Below are 25,048 nucleotides of genomic sequence, written 5' to 3'. Positions count from 1 at the left end.
GGTCAGACCCGCGCGCCCATCAACCCGGAGATACGATCCGGCGGCACCGGCCGCGAGTACAGCCACCCCTGGCCGGTGTCGCAGCCGATCCGCCGCAGACGGGAGGCCTGGGCCGAGGTCTCGACGCACTCCGCCGTGACCGTCAGGCCCAGGCGGTGGGCCAGCTGGATCATCGCCTCGACGACGACCTCGTCGGCCGGGTTCGGGGGGACACCCTCGCCCTCGTACTGGAAGCCGCGGACGAAGGAGCCGTCCAGCTTCAGGACGGAGACCGGCAGGCGGCTCAGGTAGGCGAGGTTCGAGTAACCCGTGCCGAAGTCGTCGATCGCGATGCCCACGCCCATGTCGCTGAGGGCTTGCAGGGCTTGGAGGGGGCGGCCCGCGGAGCCCATGACCGCCGACTCCGTCAGCTCCAGCTGGAGCAGGTGCGGGGCCAGGCCCGTCTCCGCGAGGATCTCCGCGACGTCCGCCACCAGGTCGGAGTCCCAGACCTGACGGACCGCCACGTTGACGCTGACGAAGATCGGCGGTTCCTCAGGGTGGTCCAGCTGCCACTGGCGGGCCTGGCGGCAGGCGGTGGCCAGCACCCAGCGGCCCAGCGGCACGATCGAACCGTCCTCCTCGGCCAGTCCGATGAACCGATTCGGCGTCAGGACCCCGAACTGGGGATGGTTCCAGCGGACCAGTGCTTCCACGCCGCGCAGCCGGCCGTCCTCCATGCACACCAGCGGCTGGTACTCCAGCCGGAACTCGCCGCGCTCGATCGCCGGGCGGAGCGTGGAGGCGAGGGCCTGGCGGGTCATGCGGTGGGCGTTGCGCTCGGGGTCGAAGAGCGTCCAGCGGTCCTTGCCGTCGGCCTTCGCCCAGTACAGCGTCGTGTCGGCGGCCTGCATCAGGCCCGTCGCCGACGTGCCCTCCGCCTGCCGCTCCACGACACCGATCGACGCGGAGACCGACAGGCGCTGGCCGGAGATGTCGAAGGGCGCCTGGACGGCCTTCAGTACGGACTCGGCGAGGTCCGCGAGTTGCTCCGTACCCGTGGAGTCCTCGACGAGCAGGGCGAACTCGTCGCCGCCGAGTCTGGCCACCAGCGGCGCGCTCGCACGGCCGTAACCGGCCTCGTCCGCGCAGCGCGTGAGCCGTTCCGCCACGGCGGCCAGCAGCCGGTCGCCGACGCGGTGGCCGAGGGTGTCGTTGACGGCCTGGAAGCCGTCCAGGTCCAGATAGCACAGGCCGATCCGGCCGGTCCCGCTCTGCTCGTACGACTCCGCCTCCAGCGCGGTCGACAGCCGCTCGAAGAACAGCGTGCGGTTGGGTAGCCGGGTCACCGGGTCGTGCATCTGCAAGTGCCGCAGCCGGGCCTGGAGTTCACGGCGGGCGCTGATGTCGGCGACGGAGAGCAGGACGCCCGGCTCCTCGTCCGGCAGGGGCGCGACCGTGATCTGCGCCCACAGCGAGTGCCCGTCCGGATGCTTGAGGCGGCGCGTGCAGCGCAGCTTCGCCTGCCGGCCGCGCAGCACCTCGCGGTACGCGTGCCAGGTGCGCGCGTCCGACGTCAGGTCCACCAGGTCGGCGGCGACGGACCCGCCCAGTTCCTCCGGTGTCGCCCCGAGCAGGTCGCCGAGGGCGGAGTTGGCGCCGACGACGACGCCCTCGCGGTCGACCACGGCCATGGCGATCGGAGCGGCCGCGAAGGCCGACCGGTACGTCAGCTGCTCGGTCCTCGGCTCAGTGCACGAGTCGGTACGCGGCTCGGTACGAGGAGATGTCTTGATGTCACTCTCTGTTACGGCGGACCGGTCGAGGTCTGCCGCGGGCGCCGGCCCTTCGGACGTTCCGCTCACCGCTAGCTCCCGCCGTGCACTCGATCTCTGTCCGTGCAGGAAAGTGTGCCGATCATAGAGGTTGGCCCCAGGCCCTTCCAGCCACTGTCCAGTGTCGCGGACCGACGGGCCCTTCTGACAGATCGTTTCTGCCCGCACGTGGACGGGTTCTTGGGGCCCCGGACCACTTGTGACGTTCCGTGAGCGATTCGGGGGTGTCGGCCCCCGCGGCGGGTTACGCCCCCTCACTCATCCGGTGCAGATAAACAGGGCGTACCACCACAAATCATCACAGGCTGGGTGCGGTGTCCCGCGAACCGCTCCCGGAGGTCCACGTGCCGCGCAAGTTTCCGCGCCCCCGACTGCGCAGCACCGCGGCCGTGTTCACCACGATGACGGCGCTCGCCGCCACCTCGCTCGTCACCGGCCCCTCGGTGGCCGAACCCTTCTCGGCGGCGCCGTGCACCCTGCAGCGCACCGACGCCCATCACTCGGAGGGCCTGGACACCTGGAACGCCGCGTATCCGCGCCCGGCCCGCTCGCTGGACGCGGTGATGGTCTTCCTGTCCTTCCCGGACTCCGTCCCGCGCACCACCCCCGCCGAGCTGACCGCCGATCACTTCCCGGCCACCAGCGACTTCTTCCAGCACGCCTCCTACGGCAGGTTCGAGCTGCGCCCGCATCCGCTCCGACAGTGGATCCGCATGCCGCGGCCCTCGACGTCGTACGCCATACAGCGCGACTGGAACGCCGCGCACCGCTCCGCCTACCTGCGCGACGCGCTCGCCGCGGCCGACGGGCAGGTCGACTTCTCGCGCTACGACATCGTGTACTTCGTCGCCGACCCGGACGCGCCCGGCGTGGACTCGGACGCCACGAAGGTTGTCAACCTGGACACTCCGCTGCGCGCCGACGGCACGGACATCCGGCGGGTCGTCACGGTCTTCGAGCAGCATCCGCCGGACCGGCTGGTCCTGGCCCATGAGACCGGGCACGTCTTCGACCTGCCGGACCTGTACCACCGGCCGATGGACGGCAAGGGCGACTGGGACACGTATGTCGGCGACTGGGACCTGATGGGCAGCCAGTTCGGCCTCGCGCCCGATCTGTTCGCCTGGCACAAGTGGAAGCTCGGCTGGCTGGAGTCGCGGCAGGTGGCGTGCGTGCAGGGGGCCGGGCCGACACGGCTGACGCTGGAGCCGCTGGGCGCGGGGCCGGGGGTCCCGGTGGCGGGTGCGGCCGGGGCGCCGGCCTTCGGGCTGGGGCGTGGGACGAAGCTCGCGGTCGTGCGCACCGGCGTCGACAGCGCGCTCGCCTTCGAGGCGCGCGGGCCGGTGGGCAACGACGCGGCGGTCTGCCGACAGGGGGTGCTCGTGTACCGGGTGCACAGTGGCGCCGCGTCCGGGGGCGGGCCGGTCCAGGTGATCGACGCCCATCCGCGCACCGAGGCCTGCTGGGAGAACTCCGTCTATCCCGCCCTCGCGGACGCTCCCGTCGGGCTCGGCGAGAGCTTCACCGTGCCTGGGGAGGGTGTCCGGGTGGAGGTGGAGGGGCGGACGACTTCGGGGGCGTGGACGGTGAAGATCAGCGCGGGCGGGTAGCGCCGGGCACACGGATAAGGCCCCTCGCTTCCGCGAGGGGCCTTATCCGTGTCGTGCGCCGTCGGGGACTCGAACCCCGGACCCCCAGCCGCCTCTGCGCGCCGGAGAGCAACTCATCTCACACCGAAGGCCCCCCGCTTCCGCGGAGGGCCTTCGATCGTCTGTGCGCCGCCAGGGACTCGAACCCCGGACCCGCTGATTAAGAGTCAGCTGCTCTAACCAACTGAGCTAGCGGCGCCTGCTGACGTCGTAGACCTTAGCATCCTGATCGGTGGGAGGAAAAATCGATATCCGCACCGCTGCGCGGGCCGCCCGGACGGCCGCCCAGAGCAGGATCTCCGTGCCGGGGAGCCAGGGGTGACGGGTGTCCGGGGCGACGACCCAGCGGGTGTCGAGCCTGGTCGGAGCCGGTGCGGTGCCGATCGGGGCGGGGACGGTCACCGCGTCGCCGGTGCCGTGGCACAGGAGCGGCGGGATCGCTTCCGTACGGCCTTCAGTACGGCCTTCCGTACGGCTTCCCGTGCGGCCGAACTCCTCCCAGTGGAGCAGCGACGGCAGCCGCTGGGCCGTGCCCGGCGCGGCGAACAGCAGCATGCGGCCCCGGAGTGCCGCGACGGGGCCCGAGCCCGGGCCCTCGTCCCACAAGCGATCGAGCATGCGGCGCCCGAAGATCGCGGGTGCGCTGACGATGTCGAAGGCGGAGCCGCAGGGCAGGACGACGGGGGCGCCCGGTCGCTCCTCCCAGAGCGCGAGCGTGCTGCGCGGGTACGTTCCTGCCGAGGCGAGCCAGGCGGCCCCGTCCGAGGTGACGCCCGAGATGTCGAAGCGGTCGGAGAACGGTTCGTCGCGTGTGCTCATGCCATCTAGATCTACCGGGAGTGAGCGTTCCGTTCCTGAGGGTTGCCGGAAACCGGGACAGGAGGGGGTGGGAAGGGGTATCTTGCCCGCCTGGCATATGCCACGGCCTTTTTCGGAAGGCGGCGCCACTCACACCGGGTCGGCGTGCCCCCGGCCCTCCGCCCCGCTCATCAGGTCCCGGCCGAACTCGACCATCTTCTTCGCGTAGTCCTCGGTCCACTCGGCCCGCGCGGCGATGTCCGCCGGGGTGAGCCGGTCGAAGCGGCGGGGGTCGGCCAGCTGGGCCGCCGCCATCGCCTGGAACTCCACCGCACGGTCCGTCGCCGCACGGAAGGCCTGCGTCAGCTCCGTGGCCCGGGCCAGCAGGGCACGCGGGTCGTCGATCGACTCCAGATCGAAGAAGTGCTCCGGGTCGTCGGCCACCTGCGTGGGCTCGAAGAGCAGGGGCGCGGGGCGTAGCCGCGGTTCGTTCCGACGCGGCGTGGGCTCCGCCATGTCTTCTCCTCCTCGTACGTACCTGATGACCCGCCTGTGGGGGGCCACCGTCCATTGTCCCAAGCCCGTGCAAGAGGGCCGGTTGCCTCCGGCGGTATCCCGGAAACTCCAGCGGTATCAAGGTCTCCGGACGACGCGATGTTCCCGGCGGCCGACCACCGCCAGGCCCCCCGGTGCTCCGTCGGCCGGGCCGGCACCGCGTGATTCGCTTCCCGGCCTCCGGGTTGTATTCATCGGCTGCCTCCGGCGGCGTGCCGCGGCATCGGTGTGCTGCTGCCGCGGCGGGCGTCCGGTGCATCGGGGTTGCGGTTGTCGTCAGCCGGGCGAGGCGGTCGGTTGCCGGTCACGGCCGCCAGGCCACCCGGTGCTCGGCCAACCGGGCCAGCACCGCGTGGTTCGCCTCCCAGCCGTCCGGGAACTTCACGAGCGTCCCCAGCTGGACCGGTTCCGTCGACGGGTAGTCGTCCAGCAGGTCGGTGACGCCCGCTCGGCAGACCACGATGCAGGCGTGCCGGTGGCGGGAGGCGAGGACGCAGAGGCGGCCGGTCTCCAGGTGGAAGGCGGTGGCGTCGGGGCGGCCGGAGAGGGGGTGGAGGACGACGGTGACGTCGAACTCGCGGCCCTGGAGGCGGTTCGCCGTGTCGACGGTGACGTCAGTGACGCCCAGGTCGGCCAGTGCCGCGCGGACGGCCGCCGCCTGGTCGCGGTGCGCGGTGCCGACTGCGATCCGGTCGGCCGTCAGGGGCGTGGGGTCGGGGCCGCGCTCCGACGTCGCCGCGCCGCCCCGGTCCAGCAGGCGTCGTACGACCGTCGCCACCGCCCGTACCGCCTCGGGGTCAGTGCGGGGAGTGTGCCGGGCGGGCAGTTCCAGCAGGCCCCAGCCCGCTTCCGCCGCCTCGTCGATCACCCGGTCGGGGCCGGAGCCGTCGGAGGGGACCGCGAAGGCGAGGTGGCGGTCGTCGTGGTCGGTGCCGCTGCGGAAGGGCGTGTACGGGTAGAAGGCGCCGGAGACGAGGGGGGCCGCCGAGGCCGGTAGGCGCCAGGAGACCGGGAGGCGGTGCTGCGGCAGCTCGGGGTTGTGGGCCAGGAGGGTCGTCACCGCGGAGGCCGAGGGGTCGTACGACAGGCCCGCCCACTGCTCACTGCCCACGATCGCGAACGGGTCCAGCTGCCCCGGGTCGCCCACGAACAGCGCCCGCTCGAACAGGCCGGCCACGGCCAGCAGTGAGTCGGAGCGCATCTGGTACGCCTCGTCGACGATCGCGTGCCGCCACGGCTCGTCGACCTTGACGTGCCCCCACTTGGCGGCGGTGGAGATCACGACATCGAGCCCGGCGAGGTCGGCCGCCTTGGCCGACTTCCGTACGTTCGGCAGGTCGTCGAGCGCCTTGTCGTACGGGTCGGCGTCACTGCTGTGCAGACGGCCGACCGGCAGCTCGGGGTTCTTCTCGGCGAGCCGCAGGACGAGGTCGTCGACCTGTGCGTTCGTCTGGGCGACGACCATCAACGGGCGCCCGGCATCGGCCAGTTCGAGTGCCGCGTGGACGACGAGGGTGGACTTGCCGGCGCCGGGCGGGGAGTCGACGACGACACCGCGCGCGGTGCCGTGCAGGGTGTCGTGGAGGATCGCGTCGGTGGCCTGCGTGGCCGCCGCGCCCGGGTCGAAAACGGTGGTCACAGGACGTCCTCCGCGGTCAGGGGATCGGCGGCCTCCTGAACGCCCTCACCGGGCGGTCCGCCGTGCGTCCACGGCGTGTCCTCCGGCTCGGGCAGCTTCGCGCCGCCGCGCTGCTCGTGCTCGAAGGCGGTGAAGCAGAGCCGGTCGCCCTTCTCGGGCACGGACCCGACCTCGGGCTCCTTGCCGCGCCCCATCTTGTCGACCACGCGCAGCACGATCAGGGCCGTGCCGTCAGGGGAGTCCTCGTGCCCCACGAACTCCGCCGCCTGCGGCTTCCCGCCCAGCGAGCGGTACACCTTGGCCCGCTCGCCGAGATGCGGCCGGTCGTCGGTCCGGACGGTGACCAGCGGGCGCGGGCTGGGCCGCTTGCCCTCGCTGTACGCCATGACGACATCCGTGACCTCGCCCGCGAACGCCTCCCCGGACAGCCGCCGCCCCGCCATCACCAGCGGGTCGTCGAGAGCTTCCTGCGCCTCCAGGCGGGCCTGTTCACGCTCGCGTGCGGCGAGCTTGTTGGCCGCGGTCACCGCGTCGTCGCGGCGCGGCTGCGGGGGCTCGCCCGCGACGACACGGTCGCGGTGGGCGGTGAACGACCAGCGGTCGCGCGTCCAGCGCTCCTCCACGCGCGCGCCCTCGGGCAGCTCCCGCAGCAGGTCGAGGCCGCGCCACACCGCGTCCCAGGTGGGGCGCGTACGGCTCTCGACGAGGGCGCGGATCGCCCGCTCGGCGGCGGTGAGTTCGCCGAGGCGGTCGTCGGCCTCCAGACCGTCCCTGGCGGCGGCGAGGGCGGTACGCCCGCGGTCGTAGCGCTCGAAGGCCGGGGCGAGGAGCTTGTTGTCGAACGCCGGGTCGGTGGCCGGGCCGGCGGGCGGGTGCAGCAACTGGCCCTTGGGGTCGCGGGCGAGCTCGGCGGCGAGCGCGGCCTCGGCGCCGGTGGCATGGTCAGGCGGGTCGATCCAGGCGAGCAGCGCGCCCAGGTGCTGGTCCTCCAGGGTGGACTGACCGGTTGCCCAGTGCCGGGCCAGTACGTCCGTCATGGCCAGCAGCAGCGAGGAACCCGGCACCCGGGCCCGCTCCCCGAAGTGGGTCAGCCACCGACCCAGCAACGGCACGTGCGGGGGCGCGGGAAACGGGGTCTCAGGGTCCTGCTCCGCCGTACGCCGGAAGCGCATGGAGCGCCCGAGCAGCCGTACCAAGTCGACGCCCGCGCGGCTCGGCAGGATCAGCTGCGGGGCGTCCGCGCACAGTTCGACCTCGACCTTGACCCGCTTGCCGGTCTCCGGATCGGTCTCGTTGCGCTCGGCGGCCTCGACGGCCTCGGCGTAGCTGTCGAGATACGGCAGGACGACGCCCGCCAGCTCGGCCAGGAACGCGAACCTGAGGTCGCGGTCGCGCGGCTGCGGTACGACCAGCAGGTGCGGCGCGTCCCGGTCGGTGCCCACGAGTGCGCCGAGCGGGGCGCCGGCCTCACCGGCGGTGGTGAGCGGCACGAGGACGAGCGGGCGCTCGGACAGGTGCCGGTGCCGGACAGTGGCGGAGGGCTGGGCGCGGCCGGTGCTGACGGCCTCGAGGCGGGCGAGGGTGGCGATCAGCGACATGTCGCCCCCAGAGCTTCCGCTCGCAGTTCCGCTGCTCTCCGCAGAGCGGCCACCGCCGGGTCGTCCGGGTCCCCGGTCTCCCCGCGCGCGGCGGACAGGACGTCCTCCACCGTCGTCAGGCCGCCCAGTTCGGCACGGACCGACCGGCCCAGCGAGGTCACCGCGCCGTCCGTGCGGGAGCGGTCGCGGCAGTGGAAGGCCAGTTCGCACGCGGACAGGCACTCGGGCGCGTACGTCGCCGGGACCGACTCGACCGCGGCGGTCAGCTCGCCGGCGGGCAGGTCGGGGGCGAAGCAGGTGCCCTCGGGGAGGGCGTCGGCGATGTCCTGGATGCGGGTGAGACGGGCCAGCTGGCGGGCGGTGACCGCGCGCTGCTTGCGGACGTCGACGGCGGACGCGGTGGGCAGGTTGGAGAAGTCCTTGGGGCAGACGAGCAGGACACGGTGGCGCACGCGCGGGGGAGTTTCGAGGCGGGCCGCGACCTCCTCCAGCGCCAGCACGTACACCGCGGCCTGGCGGGCGGCCGCGCCCACCTTCGACGGGTCCGCCGAACCGTCCAGCATCGGGAAGGACTTGATCTCCACGACCGTCCAGCTGCCGTCCGGGTGCACGACCACTGCGTCCGGCTCCAGGAAGGCGGGGGAGCCGGCGACGTCGAGGGCGAGCATCGGGTGGTCGAGCAGCGTCCAGCCACCGGAGGCGGCCTCGCGCAGAGCCAGGGCCGTACGCGCGGTGCGGCCCTCGGGGCCGATCGCGGTGAGGTCGGGGACCTGGGCGTCGACGGGTGGTTCGGCGGCCGGGTCCAGCCTCTCGTGCACCAGCCGCAGCAGCTCCGCGCCACCGTCCGCCTTGACCTTCGCCTCGAAGGCGTTGCCACGCGTGAGGGCGAACTGCGACTGCCCGAAGGCGGAGGGCGAGCCCAGCGCGCTCGCCAGTGTCGCCTTGTTCACCCCGGCGCCGTCGAGGAGCGCGCGCCGCTTGCAGCCGGGGTTGGCGGCGAGGGCCGCGAGGGCGCGCGCGTCGAGTGCCTTGGCCGGTACGTCGGGGCCGCGCAGCTCAGCGAGCCGCTGCCGGAGCGCCGTCCCCCGCGTCCGAGGGGGAGGCACCCGGCTCGGCTCCGGAACCGACCCGTGACTCGCGCTGCCGTGGAAAGTGCTCACCCGCGGAAGTCTGGCATCCGCCACTGACAATTGAGGCGGGTGCGCCGGGAGAGCCCACCGCCGTGACGGGCACCACCCGTGTCTTCAGCCACGCGGTGCCCCGGTTCGCGGCCCGGGTGACGTACGGCGCGAGCAGCAGCCCGAGCCCCATCGCGGCCGCCCCCGCGACCGCGTCGAGGAAGTAGTGGTTGGCGGTGCCCATGACCACGATCGTGGTCACCAGCGGGTAGACGACCGCTGCGGTCTTCGCCGTACGCGTCCTGCCGTACCGCCACAGCATCACGCCGCACCACAGGGCCCAGCCCACGTGCAGGCTGGGCATGGCGGCGTACTGGTTCGTCATGCCGCCCAGGCCCCGGGGGGCGCTCGCGTCGCCGCCCCACCAGCCGTACGAGCTGTACTGGGCCATCGTGTCGACGAAGCCGTGGCTCGCGGAGAGCAGACGGGGCGGGCAGGTCGGCAACAGGGTGAAGCCGATCAGGCCGATGAAGGTGGACGTCATCAGCCAGGTGCGGGCCGCGCGGTAGTGCAGTGTGCGCGATCTGAAGAGCCAGACCAGGATGGCGGGCGTGACGAGGTAGTGCAGCGACGCGTACCAGAAGTCGGCCGGCACGCCGAGCCAGGCCTCGCGGGTGAACAGCCGGTTGAGCGGGTGCTCCGCGTTGAGGTGCAGGAACTTCTCGACACGCAGGATCGCCAGGCCGTGGTCGACGGCACCGGACACGTCGCCCCGGGCGAGGAGCCGGCCCGCGGAGTAGCAGGCGTACACCAGCACGATCAGTGGCAGCTCGGTCCACCAGCGCAGCCGCGTCCGTGGGGCTGCCTCGATGCCTGGTGTCTCGGTCTGCGGCATCCGATCGCCCTCCCCCTTCGTGTCGCGCGCGCCCGGCGGTCTTGGACCGGTCGTGCCACTTTATGTCGTATGTGCGCGCCTCCGTGGAGCGCCCCCGGCCCTCAAAGACGCAGAGATCGCCCACCGGGTTGCCCCCGCCCAGCCTGAGCGATGATGGAGGCGTTCCGCCTCTCATTTCTCCCGGAAGGGTCCCCCCCCATGGCACCGCGCATCCTGCTGGCCCGGCACGGACAGACGGCGTGGTCGCTGTCCGGGAAGCACACCGGCAGGACCGATGTCCCGCTCCTCGAAGAGGGCCGGCGCGGGGCCAAGCTGCTGGGCGAGCGGCTGCACCGGGCGCCGCTCGACGGCCTCGACGGCGTCGAGATACGCACCAGCCCGCTGGCACGCGCGCGTGAGACCTGCGAACTCGCCGGATTCGGCGAGCGCGCGAGCACCTGGGACACGCTCATGGAGTGGGACTACGGCGCCTACGAGGGCATGACGCCGGACGAGATCCAGGCCGTCCGGCCCGGCTGGCTGATCTGGCGGGACGGGGTGCCGGAGGGCGAGTCGCTCGCCGAGGTCACCGCGCGCGCGGACGAGGTCGTCGCGTGGGCGCGCGCGGCGGACCGGGACGTGCTGGTGTTCGCGCACGGGCACATCCTGCGGTCCATCGGAGCACGGTGGCTGGGCCTGCCGATCGACTTCGCGGCACGGATCCGGCTGAATCCCACGTCCCTGTCCGTGTTGGGCTGGGCGTACGGGGAGCCGGCGATCGAGAGCTGGAACGACCTGGGGCACTTGGCAGGCCAGGAGTAACCCCCCCAAGGGGCGCGGGGCCGTATCGATTTGCGGCTCCGCCGCGGGGCGCGACCAGCCCCCACCGAGCCGCAGCCGGACAACCCTCCTGTCACGCCGTACGCGGAGCCGAAGCGTGCCGTTCCAGGAACTCCGACACCCCCGAAGCCCGCCGGTGCGGCAGCAGCACCCGTGCCGTTCCCGCGAGCATCGTCTGGACCCTGGACGACTGGACCTCGTCCAGCAGGTCCAGCACCCGCATGCCCGCCGTCGCGGCCTCGTCGGGGCGGCCGCCCCGCGCCAGGTCGTCGGCGAGTTCCGCCGTGTACAGCGCGATGTTCCGGGTGAAGTGCGGGTCCTGGAGGCGGGCCGCGTGGCGGGCGTGGCGGGCGGCGCGCGGCCAGTCGCCCAGCGTCGACCAGCACTGCGCCTCCAGCCCCTCCAACTCGGCCTCTCCGTAGAAGCTCATCCACTCGGGGTCGGCGTCCGAGTGGCCTCGCTCGTAGAGGACCTGCGCGCGGGCCAGGGCCTGTTCGCAGCCGGTGCGGTCGGCGAGCCCCGCCCAGCCGCCGGCCTCGCGCAGCGCGAGCAGCGACATCAGGCGGGCGGAGCCCAGGGGGCGTGCGACGCGTTGTGCGGCCTGCGCGGCGCGCACCGCCTCGCGCGGGCGCCCCGCGTCGCGCGCGAGGAACGCCATGTTGCAGAAGGCGTGTGCCTCCAGGGCGTCGTCGTCGGTCACTCTGGCGGTCGCGAGCGCCTCCGCGTAGTGCGAGCGGGCGTCGTCGAACCGCCCCGAGTCGTGCGCCAGCCAGCCCACCGAGATGGCCAGTTCACCGGCGCCCGAGTGGAGCCGGTCCGCAGTCGACTGCCGGGTCGCGCCGGCGTCCAGCAGCGCGTACGCGGCGCGCAGCGGAGCCGCCGCGCGCCGGTAGAGACCGTCCGCGCCGTGCCGGTCGTCGAGCAGCCGGATCCTGCGTACGGCCTCTTCCAGGGAGCCCGCCTCGCTCGCGCCGGCGCGCCGGACGGGCCGTTCCGCGGCCCCGGCGTCGGTGGCGAGCTTGAGGGGGCCCAGTGTGGCGGCGGCCACCGTGGCGCCTGAGCCGGTCATGAATGCGCGACGCAGCACGTCGCTCTCCTCGTAGTTGTCGTACGTCTCGAAAGGGTCGTGCGGGTTCTGCGTGTCATACGGCTCGTGCGCCTCTCGCGTCTCACTTGTGGCGTACGCGGCGCACACCGGGCTTGTGGTGTGCGAGGGAGGCGCGTCCTCGGCGGCGTGCGCCCGGCGTCCGCGTACGGATGAGCGGGGCGCGAAGCCCAGGTCGGTGAGCGTGCGGCCGGGGAACATGTGCAGGAACACCCGTTCGTACGCGTAGTTGGGGCAGCGGATCTCGCCCGCCTCCACGCGGCCCACATAGCGTGCGTCGCAGCTGACCCGCTCGCCGATCTCGCGAGCGGCCCGCCGCACCGCCGCCGCGAACTCGGCCGGTGAGCGTTGTCCGCGCAACTGCCGGAACGCGCGGTTCGGCTGCGGTGGTCTGGGGGACGGGGACGAGGTCACCATTGACGACGCCATGGCCGGGTCCTCTCGTGACGAACCGTCGAACCATGCCGGACGCGGGGCGAGTTGGCCGGTTCGGCCGCTTTGTTCGTGTGAAGCCCTGTTTCCGGCGGGCAAGAACGTACCCGCTGTGTCGGACCCGCCACGCAGTGTTTGGCTACAAACCGGATATCTCATCCGGGATCTGCCATGAACTGCCATCCTTTGTGGCTGACTTCCGCCGTAGCCGTTGACGCCCGCGCGCGTTGACTCCTTAGGACCGGGAGCCGCCCGACTCCCGACCCGCTCGTCCGAGGAGGGGTTCCGTGGTGGAGGCCGGGATGGAGACTGCGCAGGTGACGGAGACCGTCTGTGACGTCGTGACGGTGCCGACGCGCCAGGGGCTGGAGGCGGTCGACATCCTGCGGCGCGGGGTGGGCGACGCGGTGGGACCCGTACTGCACGACGACGGCGGTGACACGCTGGGCTTCCTGGTGCCGCCGGGCACCGCGGCGGCGTGGGACGTCCCCGGCAGTACCTGTACGGAGACCGACGGGCGTGGACTACGGCTGACCCCCGAGCCCGAGCCGCCCGTCGAGGGGTCGGACTGGCTGCTGCCCCCCGGCGAGGCCGACCTGGCGACCGATCCGGCGGTGCTGCGGGCGGCGCTCGGGGAGGCGGCCCGGCTGATCGAGGCCGCGGACAACTGCCAGTGATGCCGGGGCGAACCCACTGAGCCGAGCGCGCCGCGCCGCCTGATAATGGCGGAGTGGGAAAGTCCAGGAGCGCGCGGCGGCAGGCGCCCGCCGAAGCCGTCGTAGAGGCGGTCGACGGTGGGCTCGCCGAGCTCATGCCCGATCGGGACCGGGCGCGGGCCTGGACGCTGTTGATCGACGGGGCGCCGCAGTCGCACGTCGATCTCGACGACCCGGCGTATCTGTCCTTCGAGTACCAGCGCCGGCTGGGGCACGTCATCGATCTGGTCGCACCACCCGGCAGACCGGTGCACGCCGTGCACCTCGGCGGGGGTGCGCTCACCCTCGCGCGCTATGTCGCCGCCACCCGCCCCCGCTCCACCCAGCAGGTCGTCGAACGGGACGCGGCGCTCGTCCAACTGGTCCGGCGGGAACTGCCGTTGGATCCCGGCGCCCGGATCAGGATCCGCTCCGTCGACGCCCGCGAAGGGCTCGCCAAGGTGCCCGAGGGCTGGGCCGACCTCGTCATCGCCGACGTGTTCAGCGGCGCCCGCACCCCCGCCCACCTCACCTCGACCGAGTTCCTCGACGAGGTCCGGCGGGCCCTGAAGCCGGGCGGTTACTACGCCGCCAACCTCGCCGACGGCCCGCCACTGGCCCACCTGCGCGGCCAGATCGCCACCGCCGCGGCCCGCTTCCCCGAGCTCGCGCTGATCGCCGACCCGACCGTCCTGCGCGGCAAGCGCTTCGGCAACGCCGTCCTGGTCGCCTCCGACACCCCACTCCCGCTCCCGGAACTGACCCGCCGCGCCGCCTCCGACCCGCACCCGGGCCGCGTCGAACACGGCAAGGAACTCAGGGACTTCACGGGCGGCGCCGTACCGGTGACGGACAAGGCGGCGGTCGCCTCTCCGGCGCCGCCGCCCTCGGTGTTCAGGTGACTCGACGGGGCCCGATGGTGACTCAGTAGGTCCCGATCTCCACCCGGGGCGCGCTGTCGTGCCAGGTGCAGAACACCGACACCCGGTCCGAGCCCGAACTGAACTCCACCCGGATCCACGTCTCCGTCTTCCACACCTGCATCGACCAGCCCGCGCCCGGCGTCGCCGACACGAGCGTCGCGGAGGTCCTGCCGAGGTCGAAGACCGCCCGGCCGCCTTCGGTGTCGTAACTCTTGACCTGGCCGGAGGCGGTGGGAGAGGGGGAGGGGCTTGCCGTCTTCGAAGGGGTCGGCTTTCGTGCGCTCTCGCTGGGACTCGGCGACGGGCTCTTCGGCGGGGACGGCGTCGCCCGCGCCGTCGACGACGCCAGCGGCTTCGACTCCTGCGTGGTCGCGTCCGCCGCGGTGATGGGCAGGGCGCGGGGCGGGTCGTAGGCGGTGCCGGCCATGACCGTGTGGACGCCCCACCACGACAGCGTGACCGCCGCGCCCGTGGCGAGCGTCCAAGCCAGTACGTGTACGAGTCCTCTGCGCATCGCGGGCCATACTGCCTCACGCGTCCCAGGCGTGTCCCGCCCGGTTGTCCACAAAGTCAGAGTTATCCACAGGCCCGGGAGTGCCTCCCCCGCATGGCGTAAGTTGCGGCGCATGGCAAGTGTGCTCGTGGTCGAGGACGACCAGTTCGTGCGCTCGGCGCTCATCCGGCATCTGACCGACGCGGCCCACACGGTGCGCAGTGTTGGTACGGCACTGGAGGCGCTGCGCGAGGTCGCCCATTTCCGCTTCGACGTGGTGATCCTGGACCTCGGTCTGCCCGACCTGGACGGGTCCGAGGCGCTGAAGATGCTGCGCGGCATCACGGACGTCCCTGTGATCATCGCCACGGCGCGGGACGACGAGACGGAGATCGTCCGGCTGCTGAACGCGGGCGCGGACGACTACCTCACCAAGCCGTTCTCGGTCGAGCACCTCTCGGCCCGGATGGCGGCCGTCCTGCGGCGCTCCCGTGCCGCCACCGGTGACGCACCGCCGGAGACCGTGATCCGCGTCGGCGGTCTGACCGTCGACCCCCTCCGCAGACAGGCCGAACTGGACGGCGTCCGCCTCGACCTCACCCGCCGCGAGTTCGACCTGCTCGCCTTCCTGGCCGGCCGCCCCGGTGTCGTCGTACCCCGCAAGGAGCTGCTCGCCGAGGTGTGGCAGCAGTCGTACGGCGACGACCAGACCATCGACGTCCATCTGTCGTGGCTGCGGCGGAAGTTGGGGGAGACGGCCGCGGCCCCGCGTTATCTGCACACCCTGCGGGGCGTCGGCGTGAAGCTGGAGCCGCCGGGAGCGGAGCCGGTGCGATGAGGTGGGCACTGGTCAAGGTCTGTCTCGCGGTCACCGTCATGGTCGTGGTCGCCTTCGCGGTCCCGCTCGGCCTCGTCATCAAGGAGATGGCCCGGGACCGCGCGTTCTCCAACGCCGAGCGGGAGGCGGCGGCCGTCGCCCCTGCGCTGTCCATCACCACCGACCGCGACCAGCTGGAGCGGGTCGTCGCCTCCGCGGGGTCGGAGGCGGAGATGGCCGTCCACATACCGGCGAGCGACGACGGGGCCGCCGTCGACATCGGGCAGCAGCGTGCCGCCGACGACGACATCGCGACCGTACGGAAGCTCGGCCGCGCCTCCACCACCGGCGTGCCCGGCGGCTCCACCCTGCTCCAGCCGGTGGCGCTGAGCTCCGGCGAGATAGCCGTCGTCGAGGTGTACGTCCCCGAGTCCGAGGTCAGCAACGGCGTCGGGACGGCCTGGGCGGTGCTCGCCGGGGTGGGCATCGCGCTCGTCGTCGGCTCGGTCGCGGTCGCCGACCGGCTGGGCGTACGGATGGTGCAGCCCGCGCAGCGGCTTGTCGAGAGTGCCCATGAACTGGGGGAGGGGAAGTTGGGCGCCCGGGTGCCAGAGGAGGGGCCGACCGAACTGCGGCTGGCCGCGGTCGCGTTCAACTCCATGGCCGACCAGGTCGTACAACTCCTCGCGAACGAGCGGGAGTTGGCCGCCGACCTGTCCCACCGGCTGCGGACGCCCCTCACCGTGCTGCGGCTCAACGCGGCCTCGCTCGGCGACGGGCCGGCCGCCGAGCAGACGCGGGCCGCGGTCGCGCAGTTGGAGCGGGAGGTCGACACGATCATCCGTACGGCCCGGGACGCCAAGCCGCAGACCGCGGCGGCCGGACCCGGCGCCGGGTGCGACGCCGCCGAGGTCGTCCGGGAGCGGATGGGGTTCTGGTCGGCGCTCGCCGAGGACGAGGGCCGCAAGTGGCGGGTGGCCGGGACCGAACGACCGGTGCGGATACCCGTGGCCCGGGCGGATCTGGCGGCCGCGCTGGACGCCCTGCTCGGCAACGTCTTCCGGCACACCCGGGTGGGCACGGCCTTCGCGGTCGACGTGCACAACGGCGAGGACGCGGTGATCGTGCTGGTCTCCGACGCGGGCTCCGGCATAACCGACCCCGACGCGGCGATGGCCCGCGGACGGGGTTCCGGGAGCGCCGGGTCGACCGGGCTCGGCCTGGACATCGTGCGGCGGCTCGCGGAGTCGACCGGCGGGGACGTGCGGATCGGCTCGTCCGTGCTGGGCGGGACCGAGGTGCGGATCTGGATCCAGTTGGACGGGCAAGAGCCGGAGCGCAGGGGACATCGGGGGTCGGTGCGGCGCCGTAAGCGGGCGGCCGCGAGGTGAGCGAGGAGGCCGGATTGGTCTCGACCTTTAACCGGTCCCGATGCCTTCCTTAAGGGCGCCATAAGATCGCCAACCCCCGCCCTGATCAGGCTTTTTGCCCGATTCCGGCTCGCTAGCGTGCCACGTCATGAGCATGCATCGACGCAAGGTGAGCGGCAGAAACAAGATGATCGGCGGGGCTGTGGCTGCCGCCGTGGTCGGCGGTGGCGCGGTCCTCCTCACCGGTACCGCCCAGGCGGCCGGGGTCGGCGCCGCGTACACCAAGACCAGTGACTGGTCGACGGGTTATACCGCGCAGTACGTCGTGACGAACAACAGCGGCGCGGCGGAGGCGGACTGGAAGCTGGAGTTCGACCTGCCGTCGGGCTCGAAGCTGAGCTCGCTGTGGAACGCCGAGTCGACGGTGAGCGGTCAGCACGTCACCGTGACCTCGCCGAAGTGGGACACGGACGGGCTGGCCGCCGGCGAGTCCGTCACCGTCGGTTTCGTGGTCAACGGCACTGCCGACCCGACCGGTTGCCTCATCGACGGCGCCGAGTGTTCCGCGGACGACGGCGCGACGCCGGAGCCGAGCGGCCGCCCGACGGAGTCCGCGAGCCCGACCCCGACGGCCACTCCCACCGAGACCGTCACCCCCACCGAGACCGCCACCGCCTCCCCCCCGGAGAGCACCAGCTCCGGCACCGGCACCACCGCAGGCTCCGGCTTCGCCCCCTACGTGGACACCTCCCTCTACCCGGCCTTCGACCTGGTCGCGAGCGCCGAGGCCACCGGCGTGAAGAACTACAACCTGGCCTTCGTCACCGACGGCGGCGGCTGCACGCCCAAGTGGGGCGGCGTGACCGACCTGGCGAGCGACGCGGTGGCGTCCCAGATCGGCGCGCTGCGCGCCAAGGGCGGCGACGTGCGCGTCTCCTTCGGTGGTGCGGCCGGTTCCGAGCTGGCGACGACGTGCTCCTCGGCGGACGCGCTGGCGACGGCGTACGGCAAGGTCGTGGACGCGTACGGCCTCACCAAGGTCGACTTCGACGTGGAGGGCGGCGCGCTGCCGGACACGGCCGCGAACACGCGCCGCGCGCAGGCCATCGCGCAGCTCCAGGCGGAACACCCGGACCTGGACGTCTCCTTCACCCTGCCCGTCATGCCCGAGGGCCTGACCCAGGACGGGGTGAACCTGCTGTCCAACGCCGAGGAGAACGGCGTGGAGATCAACACCGTCAACATCATGGCGATGGACTACGGCGCCTCGTACAGCGGCGACATGGGCACCTACGCCGAGCAGGCCGCCACCGCCACCCAGGCACAGGTCAAGGGCGTCCTGGGGCTGTCCGACAGCGCGGCCTGGAAGGCGGTCGCCGTCACCCCGATGATCGGCGTCAACGACGTGACCTCGGAGATCTTCAAGGTCGACGACGCCTCGCAGCTGGTCGCCTTCGCCCAGGCCAAGGGTCTCGGCTGGCTGTCGATGTGGTCCGCCACCCGGGACAAGCAGTGCTCCGGGGGCGCGAAGACCTACGCCGACGCGACGTGCAGCTCGATCGTCCAGGACGAGTACGCGTTCTCGAAGGCCTTCGTCGCCTACGAGTGATCTTGGGGGCGCAGGGGTGTCGGTCACGTTTCTACAAATGGGCCCCGGAAGCCATTGACGTATGACCTGACATACGGCTGTTATTACGCCACTGTGTTCGGTCAAGTTGATTTCTGGTTGATTACGACCAGCTTTCATGCCCCTCGTGACCGGACCCCTGCCCTCAGGAGCCGTTCATGCGTGACCTCTCTTCCTCCCTTCCCGCTCCCAGCCGTCGCACCGTGCTCCGTGGCGTCGGCGGTGCCGCTCTGCTCGGTGCGGGCATACCCCTGCTGAGCGCCTGCGGCGGCAGCGGTACGGCCGCCGACCCGAAGACCGTCACCCTTGGCTCCAAGGCGTCCGACGCGGTGCCGAAGAAGGCGTTCGCCGACATCTACGCGGCCTACAAGAAGAAGTCCGGCATCACGGTCGACGTGAACACCAAGGACTCGAACACCTTCCAGGAGCAGATCAACTCCTACCTGCAGGGCACGCCGGACGACGTGTTCACCTGGTTCGCCGGCTACCGGATGCAGTTCTTCGCGGCCAAGGGCCTCGCCACCCCGATCGACGACGTGTGGCAGAAGATCTCGGGCAACTTCCCCGAGGCGATGCAGAAGCTCAGCAAGGGCGAGGACGGCAAGTTCTACTTCGTGCCGCTGTACACGTACCCCTGGGCGGTCTTCTACCGGAAGAGCGTCTTCAAGCAGTACGGCTACGAGGTCCCCACCACCTGGGACGACTTCGTCGCGCTGTGCAAGCAGATGCAGAAGGACAAGCTGGTCCCGATCGCCTTCGGCGACAAGGACGCCTGGCCCGCGCTCGGCACCTTCGACCAGATCAACTTCCGCAAGAACGGCTACGACTTCCACGTCGACCTGATGGCGGGCAAGGCGTCCTGGACCGACGCCAAGGTGAAGGCCGCCTTCGACCTGTGGGCCGAGATCCTCCCGTACCACCAGGAAGGCGCCGTCGGCCGCACCTGGCAGGACGCCGCGCAGACCCTGGTGTCGAAGAAGGCCGGCATGTACCTGCTGGGCACCTTCGTGGGCCAGCAGTTCACCAACGCGGCCGACCTCGAGGACCTCGACTTCTTCGCCTTCCCGGAGATCGACCCGGCGTACGGCCAGGACACCGTCGAGGCACCGACCGACGGCTTCATGATGAGCAAGAGCCCGAAGAACAAGGCCGAGGCCGTCAAGCTCATGGAGTTCCTGGGCACCCCGGAGGCCGAGGAGGCCTACCTCAAGGCCGACCCGAGCGTCGTGGCCGCCTCCACCAAGGCCGACACCTCCTCGTACACCGCCCTGCAGAAGAAGGCGTACGACATGATCGCCGGCGCCAAGAGCCTCACCCAGTTCATGGACCGCGACAGCCGCCCGGACTTCACCTCCACGGTGATGCAGCCCGCGCTGCAGAAGTTCATCCGCGACCCCAAGGGCATCGACAGTCTGCTGACGTCGATCGAGCGCCAGAAGAAGACGATCTTCGCCTCCTCATGACAACCGAAACCACCAAGGAGACCCCGGAGGCGGCCGCCGTGCCGCCTTCGGGCGCTGCCCCCGCCAAGAAGAAGGTGCCCCAGGGGCACCGCCGCCTGCTCACCCGCCGCGACCGGTTCACCCTGGCGCTGATGGCGGGTCTGCCGACGATCCTGCACATCGCCCTCGTGTGGGTGACGGCCTTCGCCTCGATCGCGCTGGCCTTCACCACCTGGGACGGCATCGGCTTCGACTCGATCCAGTGGGTCGGGCTCCAGAACTTCAAGGAGCTGTTCGAGCAGAACCCGCAGTTCTGGCCCGCCGTCGAGCACAACGTCATCTGGTTCGTCGTGCTGATCGCGATCCCCACCCCGCTCGGCCTGTTCCTGGCCGTGCAGCTGGACAAGAAGATCAAGTTCAGCAGGGTCTACCAGACGGCGTTCTTCCTGCCCGTCGTCATGTCGATGGCTGTGATCGGCTTCGTCTGGCAGCTCATCTACAACCCCGACACCGGCCTGATCAACAGCATCATCGGGGCCAACGAGCCGGGCAAGTACATCGACTGGATCGGCGACCCGGACCTCAACCTCTGGGCGATCCTCATCGCCGCGTCCTGGCGCCACACCGGCTACATGATGATCCTGTACCTGGCCGGCCTGAAGGGCGTCGACCCGTCGCTGCGCGAGGCCTCCTCGCTGGACGGCGCGAACGAGTGGCAGACGTTCAAGAACGTCATCTTCCCGACCCTGCGCCCCACCAACACCGTCGTCCTGGTCGTCACCATCATCGAGGCCCTGCGCGCCTTCGACCTGGTCTTCGTCTTCAACAAGGGCGCCGAGGGCACCGAGCTGCTCTCGATCCTGGTCACCAACAACATCATCGGCGAGTCCAGTCGCATCGGCTACGGCTCCGCGATCGCGGTCGTCCTGCTGCTGATCTCGCTCGTCGTGATCATTCCGTACCTGGTGTCCACCTTCCGGAAGGAGCGGCGCGCATGAGCACCACCGTCATGACCAAGGTCCGTACGCCCGTCCGCCCCGCCCGGATCCTGCTGCACGTCTTCCTCGCGGGCGCTTCGCTGGCCTGGCTCGCGCCGCTGCTCTGGGCGCTGTACTCGGCCCTGCGGCCGTACGCGGAGACCAGCGAGAAGGGCTATGTCTCCTGGCCCGACAAGCTGAGCTTCGACAACTTCACGAACGCGTTCACGCAGTCGGACATGGGGCACTACTTCGTCAACACGATGATCATCGCCGTGCCGGCGGTGCTGGTGACGTTGTTCCTGTCGTCGATGGTCGCCTTCTACGTCAGCCGCTTCGACTTCCGCATCAACCTGTTCCTGCTGCTGGTCTTCACCGCGGGCAACCTGCTCCCGCAGCAGGTCATCATCACCCCGCTGTACCGCCTGTACCTGCTGATCGACCTGCCCGGCATCACCATGTCCGGCAAGCTGTACGACTCCGCGCTCGGCCTGGTCCTCATCCACGTGGCGTTCCAGTCCGGCTTCTGCGCCTTCGTGCTCAGCAACTACATGCGCTCGCTGCCGCACGAGCTGACCGAGGCCGCCCTGGTCGACGGTGCCTCGGTGTGGCGCATGTACTGGCAGATCGTGCTGCCGCTGTGCCGTCCGGCGATGGCGGCCCTGGCCACCCTGCTCTCCATCTGGATCTACAACGACTTCTTCTGGGCCCTGGTCCTCATCTCGACCGGCGAGAACATGCCGATCACCTCGGCGCTGAACAACCTCACCGGGGCGTACTTCACCGACCCCAACCTGGTCGCCGCCGGCGCCCTGCTCACCGCGATCCCGACGCTGATCGTGTACTTCGTGCTCCAGCGCCAGTTCGTCAGCGGCCTGACGCTGGGCGCCAACAAGGGCTGACCGCCCTTCCTTCTCAAAAGCCCTTTTGAAAGAGAACCACCGTGCCTCACCTCTTCACCCCGGTCGCCTCCGTGTCCGTGGACCCGCGCACCGCCCGCGTCCACGAGGAGGGCTGGCAGTCCTGGAGCCCCAGCGGCGCCTACGCCCTCGACGCGACGCCGTACCGCCCGACGAACGACAACTGGGCGACGGGCTGCTACCGACCGGGCGTCACCGTCCCCGAAGGCACCTTCCAGGGGGAGGGGTTGCTGGCCCTCGACCCGGGCGACGGCTCACCGGTACGGCTGTGGGCGGCGGTTGACCCTCTGCACGAGGTGCCGTCGATCCGGCTGGTCGTCGGCGATTCCGGCCAGGCCGAGGTGAGCGCCGACGGCACGGTGAAGGAATGGACGGGTACGGACATCCAGACGGTGCTGGGGGAGTGGGCCGCTTCCCTGGGCGTCGAGCCTCCGCGCTCGGCGCCCACGGTCTGGTGCTCCTGGTACGAGTACTTCACCGCCGTCACCGAGGACGACATCCACGAGAACCTCCGCGCGATGGACACCCTCGACCTGCCCATCGACGTCGTCCAGATCGACGACGGCTACCAGAAGGCGCTGGGCGACTGGCTCACCCTCTCGGGCCGCTTCCGCTCCCGCGAGGGCATCGCCGACGCGATCCGCGCCCGCGGCCGCCGGGCGGGCATCTGGACGGCCCCGTTCCTGGTGGACCCGGCGAGCGACCTGGCCGCCGAGCACCCGGACTGGCTGGTCAGGGACGCGGACGGCGGCTTCGCGCACGCGGGCCGCAACTGGGGCCACGACCTCAGCATCCTCGACACGACCCACCCGGACGCGGCGGAGTACCTGACGTCCGTCTTCACGACGCTGCGCGCCGAGGGCTACGACTACTTCAAGGTCGACTTCCTCTACGCGGGCGCCATGGACGGCGTACGGCACGCATCGGTCGACGCTCTCCAGGCGTACCGTTCCGGCATCGAACTGATCCGCGAGGCGATCGGCCCGGAGGCGTACCTGCTGGGCTGCGGCGCGCCCATCCTGCCCTCCATCGGCCTGTTCGACGCGATGCGCGTCAGCCCCGACACGGCCCCGCACCGCCGTCCCGAGGCCGACGACTACAGCCAACCCGGCCAGGACCCGGCCGAGTTCACCGGCGTCGGCCGCCAGTGGCAGCACGGCCGCCTCTGGGTGAACGACCCCGACTGCCTGATGGCCCGCCCCGCGGTGGAGACCCGCGAGCAATGGGCGGCGCACGTCGAGGCGACGGGCGGCCTGATGGCGTCCAGCGACCGGCTGCTGTCGTTGGACCAGTGGGGTGTGGAGACAACTCGCCGCCTTCTCACGGGAGTTGAGGGATGATCGTCCCCGGTATCGCGTACGGCGGCGACTACAACCCCGAGCAGTGGCCCGAGGAAGTCTGGGCCGAGGACGTACGGCTGATGCGCGAGGCCGGCGTCAACATGGTCAGCGTCGGCATCTTCTCGTGGGCACTCCTCGAACCGTCCGAGGGCGTGTACGACTTCTCGCGCATGGACCGGATCCTGGAGCTGCTCCACGAGAACGGCATCGCGGCCGACCTCGCCACCCCGACCGCGGCCCCACCGGCGTGGTTCTTCCGCAAGCACCCGGACGCGCTGCCGGTGGACAAGGACGGCCGCGGGCTGTCGTACGGCAGCCGCCAGACGTTCTGCCCGTCGAGCCCCGCATACCGCGAGGCGGCCCTGCGTATCACGGGCGAACTGGCGCGGCGGTACGCCGATCACCCGGCCGTCGTGATGTGGCACATCCACAACGAGTACGGCTGCCACAACGCGGAGTGCTACTGCGACGAGAGCGCGGCGGCGTTTCGCAGGTGGCTTCGTGCGCGCTACGTCACTCTCGACGCCCTGAACGACGCCTGGGGCACCACCTTCTGGAGCCAGTGGTACTACGACTGGGACGAGATCATCCCGCCCCGCGCCACCGGTGCCGTCCCCAACCCGACCCACCAGCTGGACTGGCGCCGCTTCTGCAGCGACGCGTTGCTGTCGCTGTACAAGGCGGAGCGGGCGGTGCTGCGGGAAGTGGCCCCGGAGATCCCCGCCACCACCAACTTCATGGTGATGTACAACTTCGACGCGCTGGACTACTGGCGCTGGGCACCGGAGTTGGACGTGGTCTCAAACGACCACTACCTGCGCTCCACGGACCCGGAGTCGGAGATCGACATAGCACTGAGCGGCGACATCGTCCGCTCCCTCGCGGGCGGCCGTCCGTGGCTGCTGATGGAGCACTCGACGGGCGCGGTGAACTGGCAGCCGGTCAACAGGGCGAAGACGGCAGGGGAGTTGCGGCGCAACGCGCTCGCCCACGTCGCCCGCGGCGCCGACGGCATCGCCTACTTCCAGTGGCGGGCCGCCAAGGCGGGCGCCGAGCAGTGGCACTCGGCGATGCTCCCGCACGCCGGCACGGACAGCCAGATCTGGCGTGACGTGGTCGCACTGGGCGCGGACCTGAAGGCGCTGGCGGAGGTGCGGGGCAGCACGGGCACCGCGCAGACGGCCATCGTGTGGGACTGGGACGCCCGCTGGGCCATGGAGATGCCGAGTCAGCCGAGCTCCGAACTCCGCTATCTGGAGCTGGCCCGCTCCTGGTACGAGCCCCTGTGGCGTGCGGGCATCGCGGTGGACTTCGTACGCCCGGACGCGGACCTTTCGCAGTACCGCCTGGTCCTGGCCCCGAGCCTGTACCTGGTGGACGACGAGGGCGCGGCGAACCTGACGGGATTCGCCGAGCGGGGCGGCACACTCGCCGTCGGCTTCCACAGCGGAGCGGTCGACGCCAACTGCCATGTCCGGCTGGGCGGTTACCCGGGCGCGTTCCGCGAGGCGCTGGGAGTGCGGACGGACGAGCTGTTCCCGTTGCTGCCCGGTGAGTCACACGGCTTGAGCGGCGGCGGTACGGCGTCCCTGTGGTCGGAGCGCGTGCACCTGGCCGGCGCCGAGGCCGTCACGTCGTACACGGAAGGCCCGCTGACCGGCATCCCGGCCGTGACCCGCCACACCCACGGCACCGGCACCACCTGGTACCTGGCCACCCACCCGGACCCGGCTGCCCTCGCCGCGCTGCTCGACCGCATCCGCACGGAGGCGGGCGTGGAGCCGGTCCGCGTGACCCCGGAGGGCGTGGAGGTGGCACTGCGACGCGGCCCGGACGCCGACTACCTCTTCTTGATCAACCACGGCGACCAGAGCGCCGAGGTCGAGGTCCGGTCCGACGCCACGGACCTGCTGGCGGGCAAGCCCGTCGAGGGCGGCACGGTCACCGTCGCGGCGGGGGACGTCGTGGTCGTACGGGAGCCGCGGGGGTGATTGACCGAGCAGGATTCCTACTCGTTCGAGA

Annotated in this window: 21 protein-coding genes and 1 tRNA gene; 12 read left to right on the top strand and 10 right to left on the bottom strand. The window is 71.4% G+C overall.

Features of this window, described 5'->3' with window-relative positions:
- Positions 1-2: 2 nt before the first annotated feature.
- Positions 3-1,844 (bottom strand): putative bifunctional diguanylate cyclase/phosphodiesterase, encoded by a 1,842-nt coding sequence (locus tag IG08_RS0114945; protein ID WP_030601250.1) that lies wholly within the window; start codon positions 1,842-1,844, stop codon positions 3-5.
- Between the two features lie 284 nt (positions 1,845-2,128).
- On the opposite strand from IG08_RS0114945, the gene IG08_RS0114940 reads away from it, so the two are divergent.
- Complete coding sequence (locus IG08_RS0114940) at positions 2,129-3,424, top strand: M6 family metalloprotease domain-containing protein (RefSeq protein ID WP_030601248.1); 1,296 nt, start codon at positions 2,129-2,131, stop codon at positions 3,422-3,424.
- A gap of 164 nt (positions 3,425-3,588) precedes the next feature.
- Here the strand turns inward: IG08_RS0114940 and IG08_RS0114935 are convergent.
- From IG08_RS0114935 to IG08_RS0114905, 7 genes are all read right to left on the bottom strand, one after another.
- Positions 3,589-3,662, bottom strand: a tRNA-Lys gene (locus IG08_RS0114935).
- Positions 3,653-4,282, bottom strand: coding sequence for a bifunctional DNA primase/polymerase (locus IG08_RS56415; RefSeq protein WP_030601245.1), 630 nt, complete (start codon positions 4,280-4,282; stop codon positions 3,653-3,655). The genes IG08_RS0114935 and IG08_RS56415 overlap by 10 nt, the downstream gene beginning before the upstream one ends.
- 129 nt (positions 4,283-4,411) lie before the next feature.
- On the bottom strand, positions 4,412-4,777 hold the full coding sequence (locus IG08_RS0114925) for a hypothetical protein (protein ID WP_030601241.1): 366 nt from the start codon (positions 4,775-4,777) through the stop codon (positions 4,412-4,414).
- Positions 4,778-5,120: 343 nt separating this feature from the next.
- Positions 5,121-6,455, bottom strand: a complete 1,335-nt coding sequence (locus tag IG08_RS0114920) for an AAA domain-containing protein (protein ID WP_030601238.1) — start codon at positions 6,453-6,455, stop codon at positions 5,121-5,123.
- On the bottom strand, positions 6,452-8,053 hold the full coding sequence (locus IG08_RS0114915; protein ID WP_030601235.1) for a hypothetical protein: 1,602 nt from the start codon (positions 8,051-8,053) through the stop codon (positions 6,452-6,454). The genes IG08_RS0114920 and IG08_RS0114915 overlap by 4 nt, the downstream gene beginning before the upstream one ends.
- Positions 8,044-9,159 carry a hypothetical protein gene (locus tag IG08_RS0114910; RefSeq protein WP_030601233.1) on the bottom strand — a complete coding sequence of 372 codons (1,116 nt, stop codon included), beginning with the start codon at positions 9,157-9,159 and terminating at the stop codon, positions 8,044-8,046. Before IG08_RS0114910 ends, IG08_RS0114915 begins: the two co-directional genes overlap by 10 nt.
- Entirely contained in the window at positions 9,110-10,066 is a 957-nt protein-coding gene (locus tag IG08_RS0114905; RefSeq protein ID WP_030601229.1) for a phosphatase PAP2 family protein, read from the bottom strand. Before IG08_RS0114905 ends, IG08_RS0114910 begins: the two co-directional genes overlap by 50 nt.
- A gap of 198 nt (positions 10,067-10,264) precedes the next feature.
- Here IG08_RS0114905 and IG08_RS0114900 point away from each other — a divergent pair, with 198 nt between their 5' ends.
- Positions 10,265-10,867 carry a histidine phosphatase family protein gene (locus IG08_RS0114900; protein ID WP_030601226.1) on the top strand — a complete coding sequence of 201 codons (603 nt, stop codon included), beginning with the start codon at positions 10,265-10,267 and terminating at the stop codon, positions 10,865-10,867.
- Positions 10,868-10,958: 91 nt separating this feature from the next.
- Here the strand turns inward: IG08_RS0114900 and IG08_RS0114895 are convergent, their stop codons facing one another.
- A complete protein-coding gene (locus IG08_RS0114895) occupies positions 10,959-12,419 on the bottom strand; it encodes an NsdA family TPR-like regulatory protein (protein ID WP_030601223.1) in 1,461 nt (486 codons plus the stop codon).
- A 305-nt stretch (positions 12,420-12,724) separates the two neighbouring features.
- On the opposite strand from IG08_RS0114895, the gene IG08_RS0114890 reads away from it, so the two are divergent.
- Positions 12,725-13,099 carry a hypothetical protein gene (locus IG08_RS0114890; RefSeq protein ID WP_052424701.1) on the top strand — a complete coding sequence of 125 codons (375 nt, stop codon included), beginning with the start codon at positions 12,725-12,727 and terminating at the stop codon, positions 13,097-13,099.
- Positions 13,100-13,152: 53 nt separating this feature from the next.
- Positions 13,153-14,019 carry a spermidine synthase gene (locus IG08_RS0114885; RefSeq protein ID WP_030601218.1) on the top strand — a complete coding sequence of 289 codons (867 nt, stop codon included), beginning with the start codon at positions 13,153-13,155 and terminating at the stop codon, positions 14,017-14,019.
- A gap of 22 nt (positions 14,020-14,041) precedes the next feature.
- Here IG08_RS0114885 and IG08_RS0114880 read toward each other — a convergent pair whose 3' ends face one another.
- The gene (locus IG08_RS0114880) at positions 14,042-14,554 is read right to left on the bottom strand and encodes a hypothetical protein (RefSeq protein ID WP_030601215.1); all 513 of its coding nucleotides are present in this window, start codon (positions 14,552-14,554) and stop codon (positions 14,042-14,044) included.
- A gap of 112 nt (positions 14,555-14,666) precedes the next feature.
- Between IG08_RS0114880 and IG08_RS0114875 the strand changes: the two genes are divergently transcribed.
- From IG08_RS0114875 to IG08_RS0114840, 8 genes are all read left to right on the top strand, one after another.
- Positions 14,667-15,371 carry a response regulator transcription factor gene (locus IG08_RS0114875; protein ID WP_030601212.1) on the top strand — a complete coding sequence of 235 codons (705 nt, stop codon included), beginning with the start codon at positions 14,667-14,669 and terminating at the stop codon, positions 15,369-15,371.
- Positions 15,368-16,741 carry a sensor histidine kinase gene (locus tag IG08_RS0114870; protein WP_030601209.1) on the top strand — a complete coding sequence of 458 codons (1,374 nt, stop codon included), beginning with the start codon at positions 15,368-15,370 and terminating at the stop codon, positions 16,739-16,741. Before IG08_RS0114875 ends, IG08_RS0114870 begins: the two co-directional genes overlap by 4 nt.
- Before the next feature lie 127 nt (positions 16,742-16,868).
- Positions 16,869-18,329, top strand: coding sequence for a glycoside hydrolase family 18 protein (locus tag IG08_RS0114865; RefSeq protein WP_030601207.1), 1,461 nt, complete (start codon positions 16,869-16,871; stop codon positions 18,327-18,329).
- 176 nt (positions 18,330-18,505) lie between these two features.
- Entirely contained in the window at positions 18,506-19,810 is a 1,305-nt protein-coding gene (locus tag IG08_RS0114860) for an ABC transporter substrate-binding protein (protein WP_030601204.1), read from the top strand.
- Complete coding sequence (locus IG08_RS0114855) at positions 19,807-20,787, top strand: carbohydrate ABC transporter permease (RefSeq protein WP_030601201.1); 981 nt, start codon at positions 19,807-19,809, stop codon at positions 20,785-20,787. The genes IG08_RS0114860 and IG08_RS0114855 overlap by 4 nt, the downstream gene beginning before the upstream one ends.
- The gene (locus IG08_RS0114850; RefSeq protein ID WP_030601198.1) at positions 20,784-21,668 is read left to right on the top strand and encodes a carbohydrate ABC transporter permease; all 885 of its coding nucleotides are present in this window, start codon (positions 20,784-20,786) and stop codon (positions 21,666-21,668) included. The genes IG08_RS0114855 and IG08_RS0114850 overlap by 4 nt, the downstream gene beginning before the upstream one ends.
- A 41-nt stretch (positions 21,669-21,709) precedes the next feature.
- Complete coding sequence (locus IG08_RS0114845; RefSeq protein WP_030601196.1) at positions 21,710-23,026, top strand: glycoside hydrolase family 36 protein; 1,317 nt, start codon at positions 21,710-21,712, stop codon at positions 23,024-23,026.
- Positions 23,023-25,017, top strand: coding sequence for a beta-galactosidase (locus IG08_RS0114840; protein WP_030601195.1), 1,995 nt, complete (start codon positions 23,023-23,025; stop codon positions 25,015-25,017). The genes IG08_RS0114845 and IG08_RS0114840 overlap by 4 nt, the downstream gene beginning before the upstream one ends.
- The last annotated feature ends 31 nt before the right edge of the window (positions 25,018-25,048 follow it).

The sequence above is a fragment of the Streptomyces fulvoviolaceus genome, from assembly GCF_000718165.1.
Lineage (GTDB): Bacteria > Actinomycetota > Actinomycetes > Streptomycetales > Streptomycetaceae > Streptomyces > Streptomyces fulvoviolaceus.
The sequence above is the reverse complement of the archived record's forward strand: the minus strand, read 5'-3'. Positions and strand labels throughout refer to the sequence as shown.

Coding starts and splice junctions, on each gene's coding strand:
- IG08_RS56415 (WP_030601245.1), bottom strand. CDS start 4,282: ATGAGCACACGCGACGAACCGTTCTCCGACCGCTTCGACATCTCGGGC.
- IG08_RS0114925 (WP_030601241.1), bottom strand. CDS start 4,777: ATGGCGGAGCCCACGCCGCGTCGGAACGAACCGCGGCTACGCCCCGCG.
- IG08_RS0114915 (WP_030601235.1), bottom strand. CDS start 8,053: ATGTCGCTGATCGCCACCCTCGCCCGCCTCGAGGCCGTCAGCACCGGC.
- IG08_RS0114905 (WP_030601229.1), bottom strand. CDS start 10,066: ATGCCGCAGACCGAGACACCAGGCATCGAGGCAGCCCCACGGACGCGG.
- IG08_RS0114900 (WP_030601226.1), top strand. CDS start 10,265: ATGGCACCGCGCATCCTGCTGGCCCGGCACGGACAGACGGCGTGGTCG.
- IG08_RS0114895 (WP_030601223.1), bottom strand. CDS start 12,419: ATGGCGTCGTCAATGGTGACCTCGTCCCCGTCCCCCAGACCACCGCAG.
- IG08_RS0114890 (WP_052424701.1), top strand. CDS start 12,725: ATGGAGACTGCGCAGGTGACGGAGACCGTCTGTGACGTCGTGACGGTG.
- IG08_RS0114880 (WP_030601215.1), bottom strand. CDS start 14,554: ATGCGCAGAGGACTCGTACACGTACTGGCTTGGACGCTCGCCACGGGC.
- IG08_RS0114875 (WP_030601212.1), top strand. CDS start 14,667: ATGGCAAGTGTGCTCGTGGTCGAGGACGACCAGTTCGTGCGCTCGGCG.
- IG08_RS0114870 (WP_030601209.1), top strand. CDS start 15,368: ATGAGGTGGGCACTGGTCAAGGTCTGTCTCGCGGTCACCGTCATGGTC.
- IG08_RS0114865 (WP_030601207.1), top strand. CDS start 16,869: ATGAGCATGCATCGACGCAAGGTGAGCGGCAGAAACAAGATGATCGGC.
- IG08_RS0114860 (WP_030601204.1), top strand. CDS start 18,506: ATGCGTGACCTCTCTTCCTCCCTTCCCGCTCCCAGCCGTCGCACCGTG.
- IG08_RS0114855 (WP_030601201.1), top strand. CDS start 19,807: ATGACAACCGAAACCACCAAGGAGACCCCGGAGGCGGCCGCCGTGCCG.
- IG08_RS0114850 (WP_030601198.1), top strand. CDS start 20,784: ATGAGCACCACCGTCATGACCAAGGTCCGTACGCCCGTCCGCCCCGCC.
- IG08_RS0114840 (WP_030601195.1), top strand. CDS start 23,023: ATGATCGTCCCCGGTATCGCGTACGGCGGCGACTACAACCCCGAGCAG.